We start from the raw sequence: 15627 nt of genomic DNA on the forward strand, positions 1-15627 counted from the left end.
TTATAAAAAACAAAAGCGATTCGTGTAAAGAATCGCTTTTAAAATTTATAATATTTTGAAGTATTTATTACTTGGTATTATTCTTTTTGTTAACATCGGCCATCATTTCTTCAGGATCAATAGTAACGCTTTTAACAGTTTTTGATGTGTTGAAAGTATAGGTTGGGTATGCCCAAGCCCAATCTTTAATTATAGTTGCTGTTGTTGGTTTTTCGCCACGCATCATTTGTAATGGTATATAAAAATTTTCAGTAGTATTATCAGTATATGTTACGGTTACATCAATTGGCATTGGCATTACACCAAAACGCTGTAATGTAACGGTTTTGTCTTCAATTGCAGCTACACCATAATCTATGGTATTGGCGGTTTGTGTAAAATCTGTTAAATACCAATCTAATTCTAAACCAGAAACTTTTGAAGCAACTCTAATAAAATCATTTGGGGTTGGGTGTTTAAAAGCCCAAGTTTTAAAATATTCTTTTATAGTTTTTTTCAAATTTTCTTTGCCAATTATATAGCCTAATTGTGCTAAAAACACTTCACCTTTATTGTAAGCAGCAATACCGTAAGCTTGATTAAAAGTATACCTATCGGCATGTGTAGAAAGCGGTTGTTCTTTACCAGAGTTTGCTAAATAAATATAGCCTTTGTAGGCATTAGCAAATGGGTTTTTTTTGTTTTCTTTCATTACGTAATTCATGGCAGCATCACTTATGTAGCTTGTAAAACCTTCATCCATCCACTCGTGTTTAGACTCGTTAGTGGCTAATAAAAATTGAAACCATGTGTGAGCTAACTCATGTGCTGTTACGCCTACTAAACTACCAAAACTGCGTTTACCGGTAATTAAGGTACACATGGCATATTCCATACCACCATCGCCCCCTTGAATAACGGAGTATTGATTGTACGGATATTTACCAATATGCTTACTGTAATATTGCATAAGTTCAACTGTTTTTTGTTGAAACTTTTTCCAGTAAGATTTGGCTTGAGCATCTAAAGTATTTTTGTAATAAAAGTTTAATAATGGGCCATTAGGTACTTGTTTTGTATCGTGAATATAATCAGGATCTGCAGCCCAAGTAAAATCATGTACTTTTGGTGCTTTAAAGTGTAATGTTTTTTTATTACCATTTATTTCAGGATTTCCTTGTAAATAACCAGTACCACCAACTACGTAGTTTTTATCAATGGTTAATTTTACATCAAAATTACCCCAAACACCATGAAATTCTCTACCAATATATGGGTCTGCATGCCAACCTTCAAAATCATACTCGGCTAATTTAGGGTACCATTGCGTCATTGATAAAGCTACACCTTCTTTATTATTTCTTCCAGATCTACGTATTTGAACAGGCACTTGTGCGTTAAAATCCATATTAAAAGTAGCTTTTTCACCTGGTAAAATAGGTTTATTTAAAGTTACTTCTAATATGGTTCCAACGGTTTCATAGTGTATAGTTTCACCGTTTTGTTTTAAGCTGTTTACTTTTATGTAACCAATTTCATTTGGTTTTAACTTGCTAATACGATCTCCAACTCTAGGGTCTGGATCTGCAATGGTGCGCGAACGTACATCCATTTCACTACCAGGTTGAAAGGCATTAAAATACAAGTGGTAAAACACTTTATTTAAAACATCGGGTGAATTATTTGTGTAAACTAATGTTTGTTTTCCGTTGTATTGGTAGTTATTAACATCCATATCAATTTCCATAGTATAATCTGCATGTTGTTGCCAATAAGCAGTGTTATGGGTTAAATTATTGGGTGTTAATGGTGTATTTGGTGTTGTGGGTGTAGTAGCACTTTTAGGTGTGTTACAACCCAATAATACCATTACAAATAGAAAAGCTGAATAATACCGAATCATTAATTTACGTGTTTATTTTTAAAAAAATTTAGGTTTCTTTTTTTTACATTTTTGAAGCCATAATTAATGCATTGTAAGCATTGGCTATTTTTCCAGATTTTACAACATCGGCATATGGTCTTACATCATCACTGTTACCACCAACAACAACTTTACTTTTAACAGGCAAACCAGAGTCCATAATAATTTGTTTAACCTGAGCAGCACTTAATTTAGGGTAGTATGAACGAATTAAAGCAGCAACACCGGCCACTGCAGGCGCAGCCATTGATGTACCACCTTTTGTATCATACTCATTTTCTGGAGTAGTAGAGTACACTTGTGCACCAGGAGCAAAAACATCAACATTTTTTTTACCGTAGTTAGAAAAACTAGCAAGTAAGTTTGAACCATATTTTGGAGCTAATGCACCTACTCTAATATATGAATTTGAAACTTCAACATAATTTACATTATCATCAGGGAAATTAGGTTCAGTATCAACATCTTTACTATCATTACCAGCAGCATGTACAAAAACTACATCTTTTTTACTTGCGTAAGCTATGGCTTCACGTACTTTATCACTATGCGGAGAAAAGCTTTTACCAAAACTACCATTAATTACTTTTGCACCATTATCAACAGCATATCTTATAGCTAAAGCAACATCTTTATCATATTCATCGCCGTTTGGTACAGCTCTAATACTCATAATTTCAACATTATTAGCAACACCGTTTGCGCCTTTACCGTTGTTACGTTCGGCAGCAATAATACCAGCTACGTGTGTACCGTGGCTTTCACTTTTTTTAACTGGTTTTACGTTTCCGTTACCATAACCTTTTATTGAAAAGTCATTAGGGTCATCACCTGTTAAACGACCTTTAAATTCTTTGTTTAAATTGTAGTTTAAACGCTCGTTAATACTTTCTAAACCGTTTGATAGTTCATCAATAGCATCGGGTAAAGATTCTAAACCGTTGCCGTACATAAATTTTGCTAATTGTACAGCTTGATTTAGTTTTTCATCTTCAGTTTTAATAGCATTAACGTCTTTTTTGGTGTAATCTTCTTTACCAAAATGAGCCTTAAAAACATCATGAGCGCCTTTTACTTGTGTTAATATTTGCTCATAGCGTGTTTTACGTTCCATCCATTTAGGGTATTCGACATCATATTCAGCTTGTGCTCTGGCATAGTCTGGGTTTGATGTGTCTCCACTGGCTAAAATTCTAACAAATTCTAATTGTTCATTGTAACCATCGCCTAAAAAGTTCCAACCGTGTACATCATCAATGTAACCATTTTTATCGTCGTCTATTCCGTTGTTTGGTATTTCATCGGTATTAGTCCAAATAACATCATCTAAATCTTCGTGGTCAATATCAATACCAGAATCTATAACAGCAACAATTACTTTATGGCCTTTTTTGTTTTTAATTATTTCGGCATAGGCTTTATCAACACTCATACCAGGTATGGTATCTTTTACCAAATCTAAATGTCCCCAATTTTCTTTTTCAGCTTTAGTTAATTCTGAAACTTTTAAAGGGGTAGTATCAATATTTTCTATAGGAGTAGAAAGAATATCTGCAGAGCCACAGCTAGAAATTAGGAATGCAGAAAATGCCGAAGCAGTTAAAACTTTTAATGTTTTCATGTTTTAATTTTATTAATTGAATATTTCTTGGGTTGTATAAGTATTATTGAGTCTTACACCTTTTTCGGTGTTTTTAACGGTAATAATTTGGTTATGTGCATCATGTTCTAAAAATAAATAGTAGTTGTTTTTTGCTGCTATATTTAGAAATTTTTCTTTTTCTGAAAGGGTTAAAAGCGGCCTAGTATCATAACCCATAACGTATGGTAGTGGCAAATGCCCCACGGTTGGTAATAAATCTGCCATAAAACAAATGGTTTTTCCTTTGTAGTTAATCATAGGAATCATTTGTTTATCAGTATGACCATTTGCAAAAAAGATATCAAAACCTAAAGCTGAATTTTTTAAAATATCAGTTTCAGGAATATCAGTAAATTTTAAATGGCCACTTTCTTCAATAGGAATAATATTTTCTTTTAAAAACGATGCTTTTTCTCTGGCATTGGGTTGCGTAGCCCATTGCCAATGGTCTTTATTGCTCCAAAAATGTGCATTTTTAAAGGCAGGTTGGTAACCGGTTTTATTGTTATTCCATTCAATACATCCGCCAGAATGATCAAAATGTAAGTGTGTTAAAAATACATCGGTAATATCATTTTTAGTAAAACCGTGTTTATTTAATGAACTTTCTAGAGTGTGGTTGCCCCAAAGGTGGTAGTAACCAAAAAACTTATCAGATTGCTTATTACCCATGCCCGTATCAATTAAAATAAGCCTTTTACCATCTTCTATTAACAAGCAACGTGCTGTTAAATCTATCATATTATTGGCATCGGCAGGGTTTGTTCTTTGCCATAAAGATTTTGGTACCACACCAAACATAGCGCCACCATCTAGCTTAAAATTACCGGCATTTATTGGGTATAATGTCATAGTTTGTAAAATTAAAAAAATCGCAACAAAAATTGAGTTTTGTTAAGAATATATTAAGAGAGTATTTTAAAACGGACTGTAAAAAAACACCTTAAAAGGTAATAATTTAAAACAAAAGTTATTCTTTTTATAAAAAATACACTTAAAAACACAAAACCAAAGGATTTATTTATATTAGTGAACTTAAAAACGTTTTTATGTTAGAACTATCTGGAATTATTATTCTAGGAATTTTAGCCCAATGGTTTGCTTGGAAGCTTAAAATTCCTGCAATTTTACCGTTAATTTTAATTGGTTTATTTGTTGGCCCCATTGCTGCTGAGTTTATTAGTGATGATGGCTATAAATGGATTGAACCTATTTGGAATGGCGAAAAAGGCCTATTCCCGGGCGAAGGCTTATACTATTTTGTATCATTAGCCATTAGTATTATTTTATTTGAAGGCGGTTTAACCCTAAAATTACGCGAAATTAAAAACACTACAGGTGTTATAACAAAGCTTATATCAATAGGCTCCTTAGTTACGTTTTTTGTAGGTGCTATTGCCGTACATTACCTTTTTAATTTAGATTATGAACTGTCGTTTCTGTTTTCAGCATTAATAATAGTTACTGGCCCAACGGTAATTACACCTATTTTAAGAAACATTCCTTTAAAAAAAGATGTATCAACCGTTTTAAAATGGGAAGGTATTTTAATAGACCCCATTGGTGCGCTAGTAGCTGTAATTGTTTTTGAATTTATTTTTGTTGGTGGTGGTGGTGGTTTTACCAAAACAGCCTTAATTGAGTTTGGTAAAATTATACTTTTTGGTTGCACTTTTGGTTTTACATTTGCACATGGTTTTCACTTTTTAGTGAAGAAAAAACTCATACCACATTATTTAATGAATGTGTTTTCATTAGCAGCCGTATTAGGGTTATTTGTGTTATCTGATACTTTTGCGCATGAATCTGGCTTATTATCGGTAGTGGTAATGGGCATGGTTTTAGGTAATAAAAACGATTCTTATTTAAAAGAAATACTATACTTCAAAGAGTCATTAAGTGTTTTACTGATATCGGTACTTTTTATATTATTAGCTGCTAATATAGATTTTGAAAACCTAATGTTATTAGCCACCTGGAAAACCGCTGCACTATTTGCAGTAGTAGTGTTTATAATTAGGCCATTAGGTGTGTTTTTAAGTGCGTATGGATCAAAGTTAACTTTTAATGAAAAAGTATTTATAAGTTGGGTAGGCCCGCGTGGTATTGTAGCTGCTGGTATTGCATCACTTTTTGGTAGTAAATTAATGGCCGAAGATGTTGTAAATGCAAACTACTTAACACCTTTAGTGTTTATGGTGGTGCTAGGTACTGTACTTTTAAACGCCACTACAGCACGTTTTTTTGCAAAACTAATTGGTGTATTTTTAAAGAATTCTGATGGTATTTTAATTGTAGGTGCATCGCCCGTAGCGCGTTTAATAGGTAAATATTTAGTAGATAATAACAGGCACGTTGTACTTATTGACAGTAACCATAATAACGTAAGGCAAGCTAAAGAAATGGGCTTAGAGGCTATAAATACCGATATTTATTCGGTATCTCTTGAAGATAATATTGAGTTAAATGACGTTGGTTTTTTAATGGCTTTAACCGGAAGTGCAGATATTAACCACTATGCCATTAGCCGTTTTAGTGAACAGTTTGGTGAAAACGGATCATTTAGGTTAATTACTGCTGAAGAAATGAATAACCCTGAAAACATGCCAAAAGAAGGCTTATTTTCTCAAACCGATGATTTTAACTCATTAACAAGCGTTGCATTACAATATCCTTTTATACATGAAATTGAAATTAAAGATCAAAATCACTACGAAGAACTTATTGACATAACCAGCTCAAATGATGTTATGGTACCTTTGTTGGTAAAAGATAAAAAAGGTGTTTTAGAAATTATTTCAGCCATAAATAAATCTATTAAAATAGAAAAAGGCTTTCAACTAGTATATTTAGGAAAGCCTTTTTAAGTGTTTTTGTTGTATTAAAACGTACTAATCTGCTTTAAGTTGTAGGTTAGTAAATTCTTTATTAACAACTAGTGTATTATTTTCAAACTGTACATCTGAGAAATCTACATATTCATTATCAACTTTAATAGATTTTACATTAAAAGGAAGCCCTATAATATTAATTTTATAAGTGTTATAAGAAGTTACATATTCTCCTGTTTTATGAATTCTAATAATAAGTTTATCACTATTACCCGCTAAGTTAAATTTCTTTAAGCTGTAGCGTCCTTTTGTGTAATCGTAGCCATCATTGGCATCTTCAAAAAGTTGAGAATCTTCTTTACCATCTTTAAAGTACACATCTAAAGTAAGTTGTTCAATATCTTTTTCACCAACATACTGCTGTACTGGGTATTTAGGTATTACAGTACCAGCTTTAACAAATAGAGGCATTTCATCTAAATCTGCATCAACCCACATTTCTTTACCACCAGAAACAATATTGTTTGTCCAATAGTTATACCAATCACCACGTGGTATATACATGCGTCTTCCTTTAGAATTTGGTTCATTTATTGGGCATACCAACATTTGATTTCCAAAAATAAACTCATCGGTTCTGTAATGCGTTTGTATATCCTCTTGGTCAAATAACACCAATGATTTTAACATGGGTACGTTATTTTTATGATACTGATAGAAGGTTGTGTATAAATACGGAAGTAATTGATACCTAAGTTCTATAAATTTTCTAACAACATCGGTTATTTCAGTACCAAATGTCCAAGGTTCTTGTTCGCCGTGGTCACCAGATGAGTGTGTTCTACAAAACGGGTGGAAAACGCCTAATTGAATCCAACGAGCGTAAAGTTCGCCGTTAGGTTGTTCAGCAAAACCACCAATATCAGAACCCGCAAAGGAGAAACCAGAAAGAGCCAAACGTTGTGCTTGTATGTTTGCTATTTGTAAGTGTTCCCAAGTGGCTACGTTATCACCCATCCAAGTTGAGGTATAACGTTGTGTGCCTGAATAAGCCGAACGTGTAATTACAAACGGACGTTTAGGGTAATTAAAGCGTTTTAAACCATGGTATGTGGCTCTTGCCATTTGCATACCGTAAATATTATGTGCTTTTTGGTGAGAGCATGGGTTGCCATCATAATCGTGTCTTACATCTGGTGGAAATGATTTACCAGGAACATCCATTACTGCAGGCTCATTCATATCATTCCAAACACCTTTAACCCCAATTTCAGAAACTAGTTCTTTAAATAAACCAGCCCACCATTCGCGTACTTCGGGTCTTGTATAATCTGGAAAATAACATTCACCAGGCCAAACTTTACCTTTCATATAAGGGCCATCGGCACGTTTACAGAAGTAATCTTTTTCTAAACCTTCACGAAATACATCGTAATCCATGTCTATTTTAATACCCGGATCTATAATTACAACGGTTTTAAAACCATCATCGGCTAATTCTTTAACCATGCGTTTTGGCTCAGGAAAATACTCTTTACTCCAAGTAAAACAACGGAAACCTTCCATGTAATCTATATCTAAATAAATGGCATCACAAGGTATTTTTAGGTCTCTAAATTTTTGTGTTATTTCTTTAACTTGAGATTCTGGGTAGTAACTCCATTTACATTGGTGATACCCTAATGCCCATAATGGTGGCAATTCTGGCGTACCTGTTAAATCTGTGTAGCTTACTACTACATCTTGCATATCTGGACCGTAGAAGAAATAGTAATTCATTTCGCCACCTGAAGCCCAAAAGCTTGTTACGTTACGTCTTTCTTGACAAAAATCAAAATAGGTTCTAAAAGTATTGTCAAAAAATATACCGTATGATTTTTTGTTGTGTAAACCTGTGTAAAACGGAATGGCTTTGTAAATAGGATCTGTATTTTTACCAAATGCGTAAGAATCTGTAGCCCAATTTTCAAATCGTCTACCTTTTAAGTTTACATGTTCTGGTTTGTCACCTAGGCCGTAGTAGCTTTCACCTGTTTGGGCTACTTTACTCATTTTAACAATATCGCCACCTAATTCATAGCTTTCTTCCCAATGAAACCCTAATTCGTCTTGGCAAATTATGGTATCATCTTTAGCATCTAGTATTGAAGTTCTTAAATCTACTTTGTAAACATGGCAAATAAGTTTTGCGGTAGTTACAATGTATTTTTCATCATCTTGAGTTATTTCAAGATGGTTAAAACCACGGCTAGCATTTTCATCAATGGCATAAGAGAAGTCTTTGTTAAACTTTCCTACGGTTGAATACCTGAACCTTAAAACACTATCTCTTAAAACGGTAAGTTGTAAAATAACATTGTTTGCGGTTGTAAAATGTAGAACATCTACATCTTTTTCGTAGTTTATAATGTTTGAAGGGAATAAATCGCCTTTGTATTCTAATTCGGTATTAAGTATCATAAATAAAATCAGTTAGTTATGAGTAAACGAAATTACTAAAAGATTATAATTTAAAGCGTGGTTTTTTTTTAAAAAAACCACGCTTTTATTAAGTAAATATTAAATTATTGAAACTTAAATTAAGGATAATTAAAGTTTCATTTAGTTTTTAAAGCTGAAAACCACCATGCCTAGTGGCGGAATGGTTATATCTGCTGAAAAATCTTTGCCATTCCAAGGGTTTTCTTTTATTGAAATAGCTCTTTTGTTACCAATACCGCCGCCACCAAAAGCTGTAGCATCAGAATTGAAAATTTCTACCAATTTGCCATTATGTGGTACACCTATTTTATATTTTTTTCTAACCGAAGGTGTTAAGTTACATACTACAATTACATTATTTTCTTGGTTATATCCTTTTCTAATGTATGATATTACCGAGTTTTCATAATCATCATAACTAATCCACTCAAAGCCTTCGCCGGTAAACGGTTTTTCGTATAATGCGGGTGTTGTTTTGTAAAGTGTATTTAGAGCTTTAAAATAGTTTTGTGTGTTTTTATGAGGTTCAAATTCTAGTAAATTCCAGTCTAAACTTTCTTGAAAATTCCATTCATTATATTGCCCAAACTCGCCACCCATAAAGAGCAGTTTTGTTCCGGGGTGTGTAAACATATAACCGTACAGCAAGCGTAAGTTTGCAAAACGTTGCCACTCATCACCAGGCATTCTGCCTAAAATGGAGTTTTTACCGTACACAACTTCATCATGCGATAAGGGTAGCATAAAGTTTTCTGTAAATGCGTATGCTAAACTAAAGGTAATTTCGTTGTGGTGATATTTTCTGTAAACAGGGTCTTTTGCAAAATATTCTAAGGTATCGTGCATCCAACCCATCATCCATTTCATACCAAAACCTAAACCACCAAGGTTTGTTGGTTTTGAAACCATGGGGAATGCTGTAGATTCTTCGGCAATGGTTTGTACATCAGGAAATGTTTTATAAACTTCTTTATTTAGTTCTTTCAAAAAGTCTATTACAGCTAAGTTTTCTCTGCCGCCGTACATATTTGGTTCCCATTCGCCGTCTTCTCTAGAATAATCTAAAAATAACATAGATGCAACAGCATCAACACGTAAACCGTCGGCGTGGTATTGGTCTAACCAAAAAATAGCGTTGCTTATTAAGAAAGATCTAACCTCGTTTCTTTCATAATTAAAAATTAAGCTTTTCCAGTCTGGGTGATAGCCTTTGCGTTTATCAGGATGTTCGTATAGATGTGAGCCATCAAAAAAGCCTAAACCGTGGGCGTCTTCAGGGAAATGTGATGGTACCCAATCTAGAATAATACCTATATCGTTTTGGTGAAGTTTATCAACTAAATATTTAAATTCTTCGGGGTAGCCATAGCGAGATGTTGGTGCAAAATAGCCTGTTAATTGATAGCCCCATGAAGGATCAAAAGGATATTCCATTATTGGCATAAGCTCAACGTGTGTAAAGCCCATATCTTTAACATAATTAACCAATTCATCGGCTAATTCAAAATAAGAAAGAGACCTGTTTTCTTCGGTTTTTTTTCGCCATGAGCCTAAATGAACTTCATAAACGGAATATGGCGCATCTAAAGCGTTATGTTTTTTGCGTTTTTTTAACCAATCTTGGTCTTTCCATTTGTAATTGTCTTCCCAAATTACAGAGGCTGTTCTTGGTGGGTGTTCGCAGCGTTTTGCATACGGATCTGCTTTTTCTGTAACCACACCATTGTGGTGGCTATGAATTTTGTATTTGTATATGTTGCCTTTACCAACAAAGGGTATGAAGCCTTCCCAAATACCACTAGAATCCCATCTTACATTTAGTTGGTGTTCTTCATCGGTCCAGAAATTGAAATCTCCAATAACAGAAACCTGTTTAGCGCTTGGTGCCCAAACGGCAAAGTAGGTGCCTTTTATACCATTTACAGTTACAGGGTGTGCGCCAAATTTTTCATAAAGGCGGTAGTGTTTTCCGGCTTTAAATAGGTTGATATCAAAATCTGTAAATAAACTATACGCTTTTACATGTGCCATAAATTATAATGTGAACCCTCTAGGAATGGTTACGCCTTTTTTAATTACTACTATACCATCTTTAACAAAATAGGTATCTGTTTCTGTATCTTCTAGGTGATGACCGCCATTAATTCTAACATCATCACCAATTCTGCAGTTTTTATCTACAATGGCATTTTTTATAAAACAACGCTCGCCAATACCTAAAAGAATATCAATTTTTTCTTCTTCAATTTTTTCTAGTGATTCATATCGATCAGACCCCATCATGTAGGTGTTAATAATGGTTGAGTCTTTACCAATTCTAGAACGAATACCTATTACAGATTGTTCGATTTTTGCGGCATTTATAATACACCCTTCAGCAATTACTGCTTTTTCTAAAGTTGTGCCTGCTATTTTTGTTGTTGGTAGCATGCGTGCTCTGGTGTAAATGCGTCTGCTTTTATCGTATAAATCAAAATCTGGAATATCTTTGGTTAAGCCAATATTAGCTTCAAAGAAAGATTCAATTGTTCCAATATCTGTCCAGTAACCTTCGTATTGGTAGCTAACAGTTTTATGATTTTCTATGCTTTGCGGTATAATTTCTTTTCCAAAATCAATAGTATCAGGGTTTTCCATTAATTTAACAAGAAGTTCTCTGTTAAAAATGTAAATACCCATTGATGCTAAATAGTTACGGCCTTGGCTTTTCATATCATCACTTACTTCTGATACCCAATCTGGTAGTAAACTAGCATCTGGTTTTTCTATAAATGAGGTTACAACGTTTTCTTCGTTGGCTTTCATAATACCAAATCCAGGAGCATCTTTAGCGCTTACTGGAATGGTTGCAATAGATATTTCGGCTTTACTTTTTTTATGAGCTTTCACCATTTCATCATAATCCATTTGGTAAAGCTGATCTCCAGAAAGTATTAAAAAATAGTCAAAATCATGTCTTACAAAGTGGTGCATACTTTGGCGAACAGCGTCTGCGGTACCCTGAAACCAAGTTTTATTTTGTGGTGTTTGTTCTGCGGCCAAAACATCAACAAAAGCACTACTAAAAAAACTAAAATGGTAGGTATTTTTTATGTGCCTGTTTAAGGAGGCCGAATTAAATTGTGTTAAAACAAACATGCGTTTAATGTCTGAATTTATACAGTTTGAAATAGGAATATCTACCAACCTATACTTACCTGCAATGGGTACTGCGGGTTTAGATCTGTCTTTAGTTAGTGGGTATAGTCTAGAGCCTTGGCCGCCACCTAAAATTATGGCTAAAACTTTGTCGTTAATCATTTACTGGTTGTTTAATTGATTTATAAAGGGTTATATATGTAATAGCTGATTTGTTCCAAGAATGATCAATAGTCATTATTTGTTTTTGAAGTGCGCTAAAGGTTTTAGTGTCTTTGTATAACTCTACAGCTCTATTAACAGCGTGCACTACACTTGCAGCGGTTATTTCTCTGTGACAAATACCAAAACCATTAGGTTCATCAATATCTGTAACGGTATCTTTAAGGCCGCCAACGCTTCTAACAATTGGTATGGTACCGTACCTTAAAGCGTACATTTGATTTAAACCACAAGGCTCAACGCGTGATGGCATTAGTAAAAAATCGGCACCTGCGTAAATGTTGTGAGATAGTGCTTCATCATAGCCAATAAACGCATTGTATAAACCTTTAAAGTTTAATAAGTCTTTTAAAGGTTCTTCAATATCTTTATTACCAGAGCCTAAAAGTAAAATAGAAGCATTTTTTGTATTTAGAATTGTTTTAAAGGCTTCAGGAAACAAATCGGCTCCTTTTTCTAAAACAAGTCTTCCTATGAAAGCAAAAAGTGGTTTTTTAGGGTCTAAGTTAAATTTATTACATAAATACATTTTGTTAGCAACTTTACCTGTATTTATGGTTTTTGTGTTGTAGTTTCCTTTGATGAATGGGTCCGTTTCCGGGTTCCAAACATTCACATCAATACCATTTAAAACACCCACACATTTTGCAGCTTCACTACTTAGTAAATCTTCTAAACCATTAGCAGATTTTTTAAGTTCTTCCATATAACTTGGTGAAACCGTTGTAACTCTCCAAGCACATTTAATGGCTGCAGCTAAGGGGTTTATTGAGCCACCCCAATCTAACAACCCAACATTATCAAAATTAAATTCTGGAATTAGGTTTACTTTATCATGTGAAAACCAACCTTGGTATTGTGCATTATGTATGGTGAAAATACTAGGCGTGTTTTTAAAAACAGCAAATTGTTTGCACTGTTGCATCATAAAAGGTGTTAACCCTGTATGGTGGTCGTGGCAATGTATAATATCAGGCAAATCATTCCAGGTTGATAACCAGTTTAGCGCTGCAATTTGAAAGGCTAAAAACCGCTCTGTATCTTCACTGGAGTACACATAATCTTTAAAAATTAGTTTTGGTACATCAATAAAATAAACATTAAAGTCTAGAACACCTTCATCAAGCATTAAAACATTAAACTCTAGTGTATCATCAGCAAGTGTGAGAGTATCACTATAAATTTTATTAAAATTATGGGCTTTGGTAAATTTATTGTCATAATAAGGCATTATAACATGCGAAAAAATACCTGCGTTATTTTGGTATTTTGGTAAGGCACCAACAACGTCTGCCAAACCACCAACTTTGGCTACCGGATAACACTCTGCACTAATATGTATTACTGTCATATTAAACTTTCATATGTTATAAACATACAAAAATATTGTTAATAACTTTGTTGAAATCTCATTTTTGAGAAAAAAAAAGCATTATTGAGGATATTTGATTTTTTCATTAAAGAAATTCAACAAATACCTTTTTTTTCCTTTAATATTCTATAAAATTCAACAAAGTCTTCTAGTAGGTACTATTATGTTTTTGGTGCTAAAGAAGCTTTTTAAATGCTGGTGTTTTATTAATCGTTAAGTTTTAAAACGGCCATAAATGCTTGCTGCGGAATTTCAACATTACCAACTTGACGCATACGTTTTTTACCTTTTTTCTGTTTTTCTAAAAGTTTACGTTTACGCGAAATATCACCACCGTAACATTTAGCAGTTACATCTTTACGAAGCGCTTTAATAGTTTCTCTTGAAATAATTTTAGCACCAATGGCTGCTTGAATTGGAATATCAAATTGCTGACGCGGAATTAACTCTTTTAATTTTTCACACATTTTTTTACCAATAGTTTGGGCGTTATCTGCGTGAATTAATGCTGAAAGTGCATCAACAGTTTGTGCATTTAATAAAATATCAACACGTACTAGTTTTGATGGTTTCATGCCTATTGGATGATAATCAAAAGAAGCGTATCCTTTTGAAACGGTTTTTAATCTATCGTAAAAATCAAAAACTATTTCCGCTAGAGGCATATCAAAATTAAGTTCTACACGTTCGGTAGTTAAATAGGTTTGGTTGGTAATTTGCCCACGTTTTTCAATACAAAGGCTCATAACATTACCAACAAAATCTGATTTTGTAATAATGGTTGCTTTAATATAAGGTTCTTCAACGCGGTCTAGTGTTGAAGGATCGGGTAAGTCACTTGGGTTATTTACAATAATAATTTCGTCTGGTTGCTTTTTGGTGTACGCGTGGTATGATACGTTTGGTACGGTTGTAATAACCGTCATATCAAATTCACGTTCAAGGCGTTCTTGAATAATTTCCATGTGAAGCATGCCTAAAAAACCACAACGGAAACCAAAGCCTAAAGCGGCAGAACTTTCGGGAGCAAAAATTAGAGAAGCATCATTTAACTGAAGTTTTTCCATGGATGCTCTTAGCTCTTCATAATCTTCAGTATCAACAGGGTAAATACCAGCAAAAACCATTGGTTTTACGTCTTCAAAACCAGAAATGGCATTTTTTGTTGGTTCTTTAGCATCGGTAATAGTATCACCAACTTTAACTTCGCGGGCGTCTTTAATACCGGTAATAAGGTAACCAACATCGCCTGCTTTAATTTCTTTTTTAGGTAATTGCTTAAGTTTTAGAGTGCCAACTTCATCTGCAAAATACTTTTTATTGGTAGCAATAAATTTTATTTCTTGTCCTTTTTTTATAGAGCCATTAATAACCCTAAAGTAGGTTTCTACACCTCTAAATGGGTTGTAAACAGAATCGAAAATTAAGGCTTGCAAAGGTTCATCAGGGTTGCCTTTTGGCGCAGGAATACGATTAATAACTGCAGCTAAAACATTTTCTATACCAAAACCGGTTTTACCACTGGCGTGTATAACATCTTCAGGGTCGCAGCCTAATAAATCTACAATATCATCAGTCACTTCTTCAGGGTTGGCACTTGGTAAATCTACTTTATTAAGTACAGGAATAATTTCTAAATCATTTTCTAGCGCTAAATATAAGTTTGAAATGGTTTGTGCTTGTATGCTTTGTGCTGCATCTACAATTAGTAAAGCGCCTTCGCAAGCAGCAATTGAGCGTGATACTTCGTAACTAAAATCTACGTGACCTGGTGTGTCAATTAGGTTAAGCACAAATTTTTCGCCATTAAATTCATAATCCATTTGAATAGCATGACTTTTAATGGTAATACCACGTTCGCGCTCTAAATCCATACTATCAAGTAACTGATCTTGTTTTTCTCTATCTGTTACAGAGCCTGTAAAATCTAATAAGCGGTCTGCTAATGTACTTTTACCGTGATCTATATGTGCTATTATGCAAAAATTTCTAATGTTTTTCATGCTTGTTACTCGATTACCGAGATTTAAGTGAATTT

The 15627-nt window shown here is 33.8% G+C and carries 9 protein-coding genes; 1 reads left to right on the forward strand and 8 read right to left on the reverse strand.

Annotated elements, in window-relative coordinates; all coding sequences use genetic code 11:
• Nucleotides 1-67 precede the first annotated feature (67 nt).
• Genes ACYX4H_RS05725 through ACYX4H_RS05735 form a run of 3 tightly spaced genes read right to left on the reverse strand, consistent with a single transcriptional unit; the run spans nt 68 to nt 4397 of the window.
• A complete protein-coding gene (locus tag ACYX4H_RS05725; RefSeq protein ID WP_476238259.1) occupies nt 68-1882 on the reverse strand; it encodes a M1 family metallopeptidase in 1815 nt (604 codons plus the stop codon).
• A 43-nt stretch (nt 1883-1925) separates the two neighbouring features.
• Nucleotides 1926-3524 (reverse strand): S8 family peptidase, encoded by a 1599-nt coding sequence (locus tag ACYX4H_RS05730; protein WP_476238260.1) that lies wholly within the window; start codon nt 3522-3524, stop codon nt 1926-1928.
• Between the two features lie 12 nt (nt 3525-3536).
• Nucleotides 3537-4397 carry an MBL fold metallo-hydrolase gene (locus ACYX4H_RS05735; protein WP_476238262.1) on the reverse strand — a complete coding sequence of 287 codons (861 nt, stop codon included), beginning with the start codon at nt 4395-4397 and terminating at the stop codon, nt 3537-3539.
• Nucleotides 4398-4594: 197 nt separating this feature from the next.
• Between ACYX4H_RS05735 and ACYX4H_RS05740 the strand changes: the two genes are divergently transcribed.
• Nucleotides 4595-6412: a cation:proton antiporter gene (locus ACYX4H_RS05740; RefSeq protein ID WP_475294996.1), complete on the forward strand. Its 1818-nt coding sequence runs from the start codon at nt 4595-4597 to the stop codon at nt 6410-6412.
• Nucleotides 6413-6436: 24 nt separating this feature from the next.
• On the opposite strand, the gene ACYX4H_RS05745 is transcribed toward ACYX4H_RS05740, so the two are convergent.
• The 5 genes from ACYX4H_RS05745 to lepA form a co-directional block, all read right to left on the reverse strand.
• Complete coding sequence (locus tag ACYX4H_RS05745) at nt 6437-8836, reverse strand: glycoside hydrolase family 31 protein (RefSeq protein WP_476238263.1); 2400 nt, start codon at nt 8834-8836, stop codon at nt 6437-6439.
• Between the two features lie 141 nt (nt 8837-8977).
• Nucleotides 8978-10888, reverse strand: a complete 1911-nt coding sequence (glgB, locus tag ACYX4H_RS05750) for a 1,4-alpha-glucan branching protein GlgB (RefSeq protein WP_476238264.1) — start codon at nt 10886-10888, stop codon at nt 8978-8980.
• Nucleotides 10889-10891: 3 nt separating this feature from the next.
• Entirely contained in the window at nt 10892-12157 is a 1266-nt protein-coding gene (locus ACYX4H_RS05755; RefSeq protein WP_476238265.1) for a glucose-1-phosphate adenylyltransferase, read from the reverse strand.
• The gene (locus tag ACYX4H_RS05760) at nt 12150-13568 is read right to left on the reverse strand and encodes a glycogen synthase (RefSeq protein ID WP_476238266.1); all 1419 of its coding nucleotides are present in this window, start codon (nt 13566-13568) and stop codon (nt 12150-12152) included. The genes ACYX4H_RS05755 and ACYX4H_RS05760 overlap by 8 nt, the downstream gene beginning before the upstream one ends.
• 227 nt (nt 13569-13795) lie before the next feature.
• A complete protein-coding gene (lepA, locus tag ACYX4H_RS05765) occupies nt 13796-15592 on the reverse strand; it encodes a translation elongation factor 4 (protein ID WP_475294991.1) in 1797 nt (598 codons plus the stop codon).
• Nucleotides 15593-15627 lie beyond the last annotated feature (35 nt).

It is taken from the genome of Seonamhaeicola sp. ABD4_340 (genome assembly GCF_056312135.1).

What these genes read in the sequence shown, in the direction of transcription:
- ACYX4H_RS05725 (WP_476238259.1), bottom strand. Translation starts at nt 1,882, where the DNA reads ATGATTCGGTATTATTCAGCTTTTCTATTTGTAATGGTATTATTGGGT.
- ACYX4H_RS05730 (WP_476238260.1), bottom strand. Translation starts at nt 3,524, where the DNA reads ATGAAAACATTAAAAGTTTTAACTGCTTCGGCATTTTCTGCATTCCTA.
- ACYX4H_RS05735 (WP_476238262.1), bottom strand. Translation starts at nt 4,397, where the DNA reads ATGACATTATACCCAATAAATGCCGGTAATTTTAAGCTAGATGGTGGC.
- ACYX4H_RS05740 (WP_475294996.1), top strand. Translation starts at nt 4,595, where the DNA reads ATGTTAGAACTATCTGGAATTATTATTCTAGGAATTTTAGCCCAATGG.
- ACYX4H_RS05745 (WP_476238263.1), bottom strand. Translation starts at nt 8,836, where the DNA reads ATGATACTTAATACCGAATTAGAATACAAAGGCGATTTATTCCCTTCA.
- glgB (WP_476238264.1), bottom strand. Translation starts at nt 10,888, where the DNA reads ATGGCACATGTAAAAGCGTATAGTTTATTTACAGATTTTGATATCAAC.
- ACYX4H_RS05755 (WP_476238265.1), bottom strand. Translation starts at nt 12,157, where the DNA reads ATGATTAACGACAAAGTTTTAGCCATAATTTTAGGTGGCGGCCAAGGC.
- ACYX4H_RS05760 (WP_476238266.1), bottom strand. Translation starts at nt 13,568, where the DNA reads ATGACAGTAATACATATTAGTGCAGAGTGTTATCCGGTAGCCAAAGTT.
- lepA (WP_475294991.1), bottom strand. Translation starts at nt 15,592, where the DNA reads ATGAAAAACATTAGAAATTTTTGCATAATAGCACATATAGATCACGGT.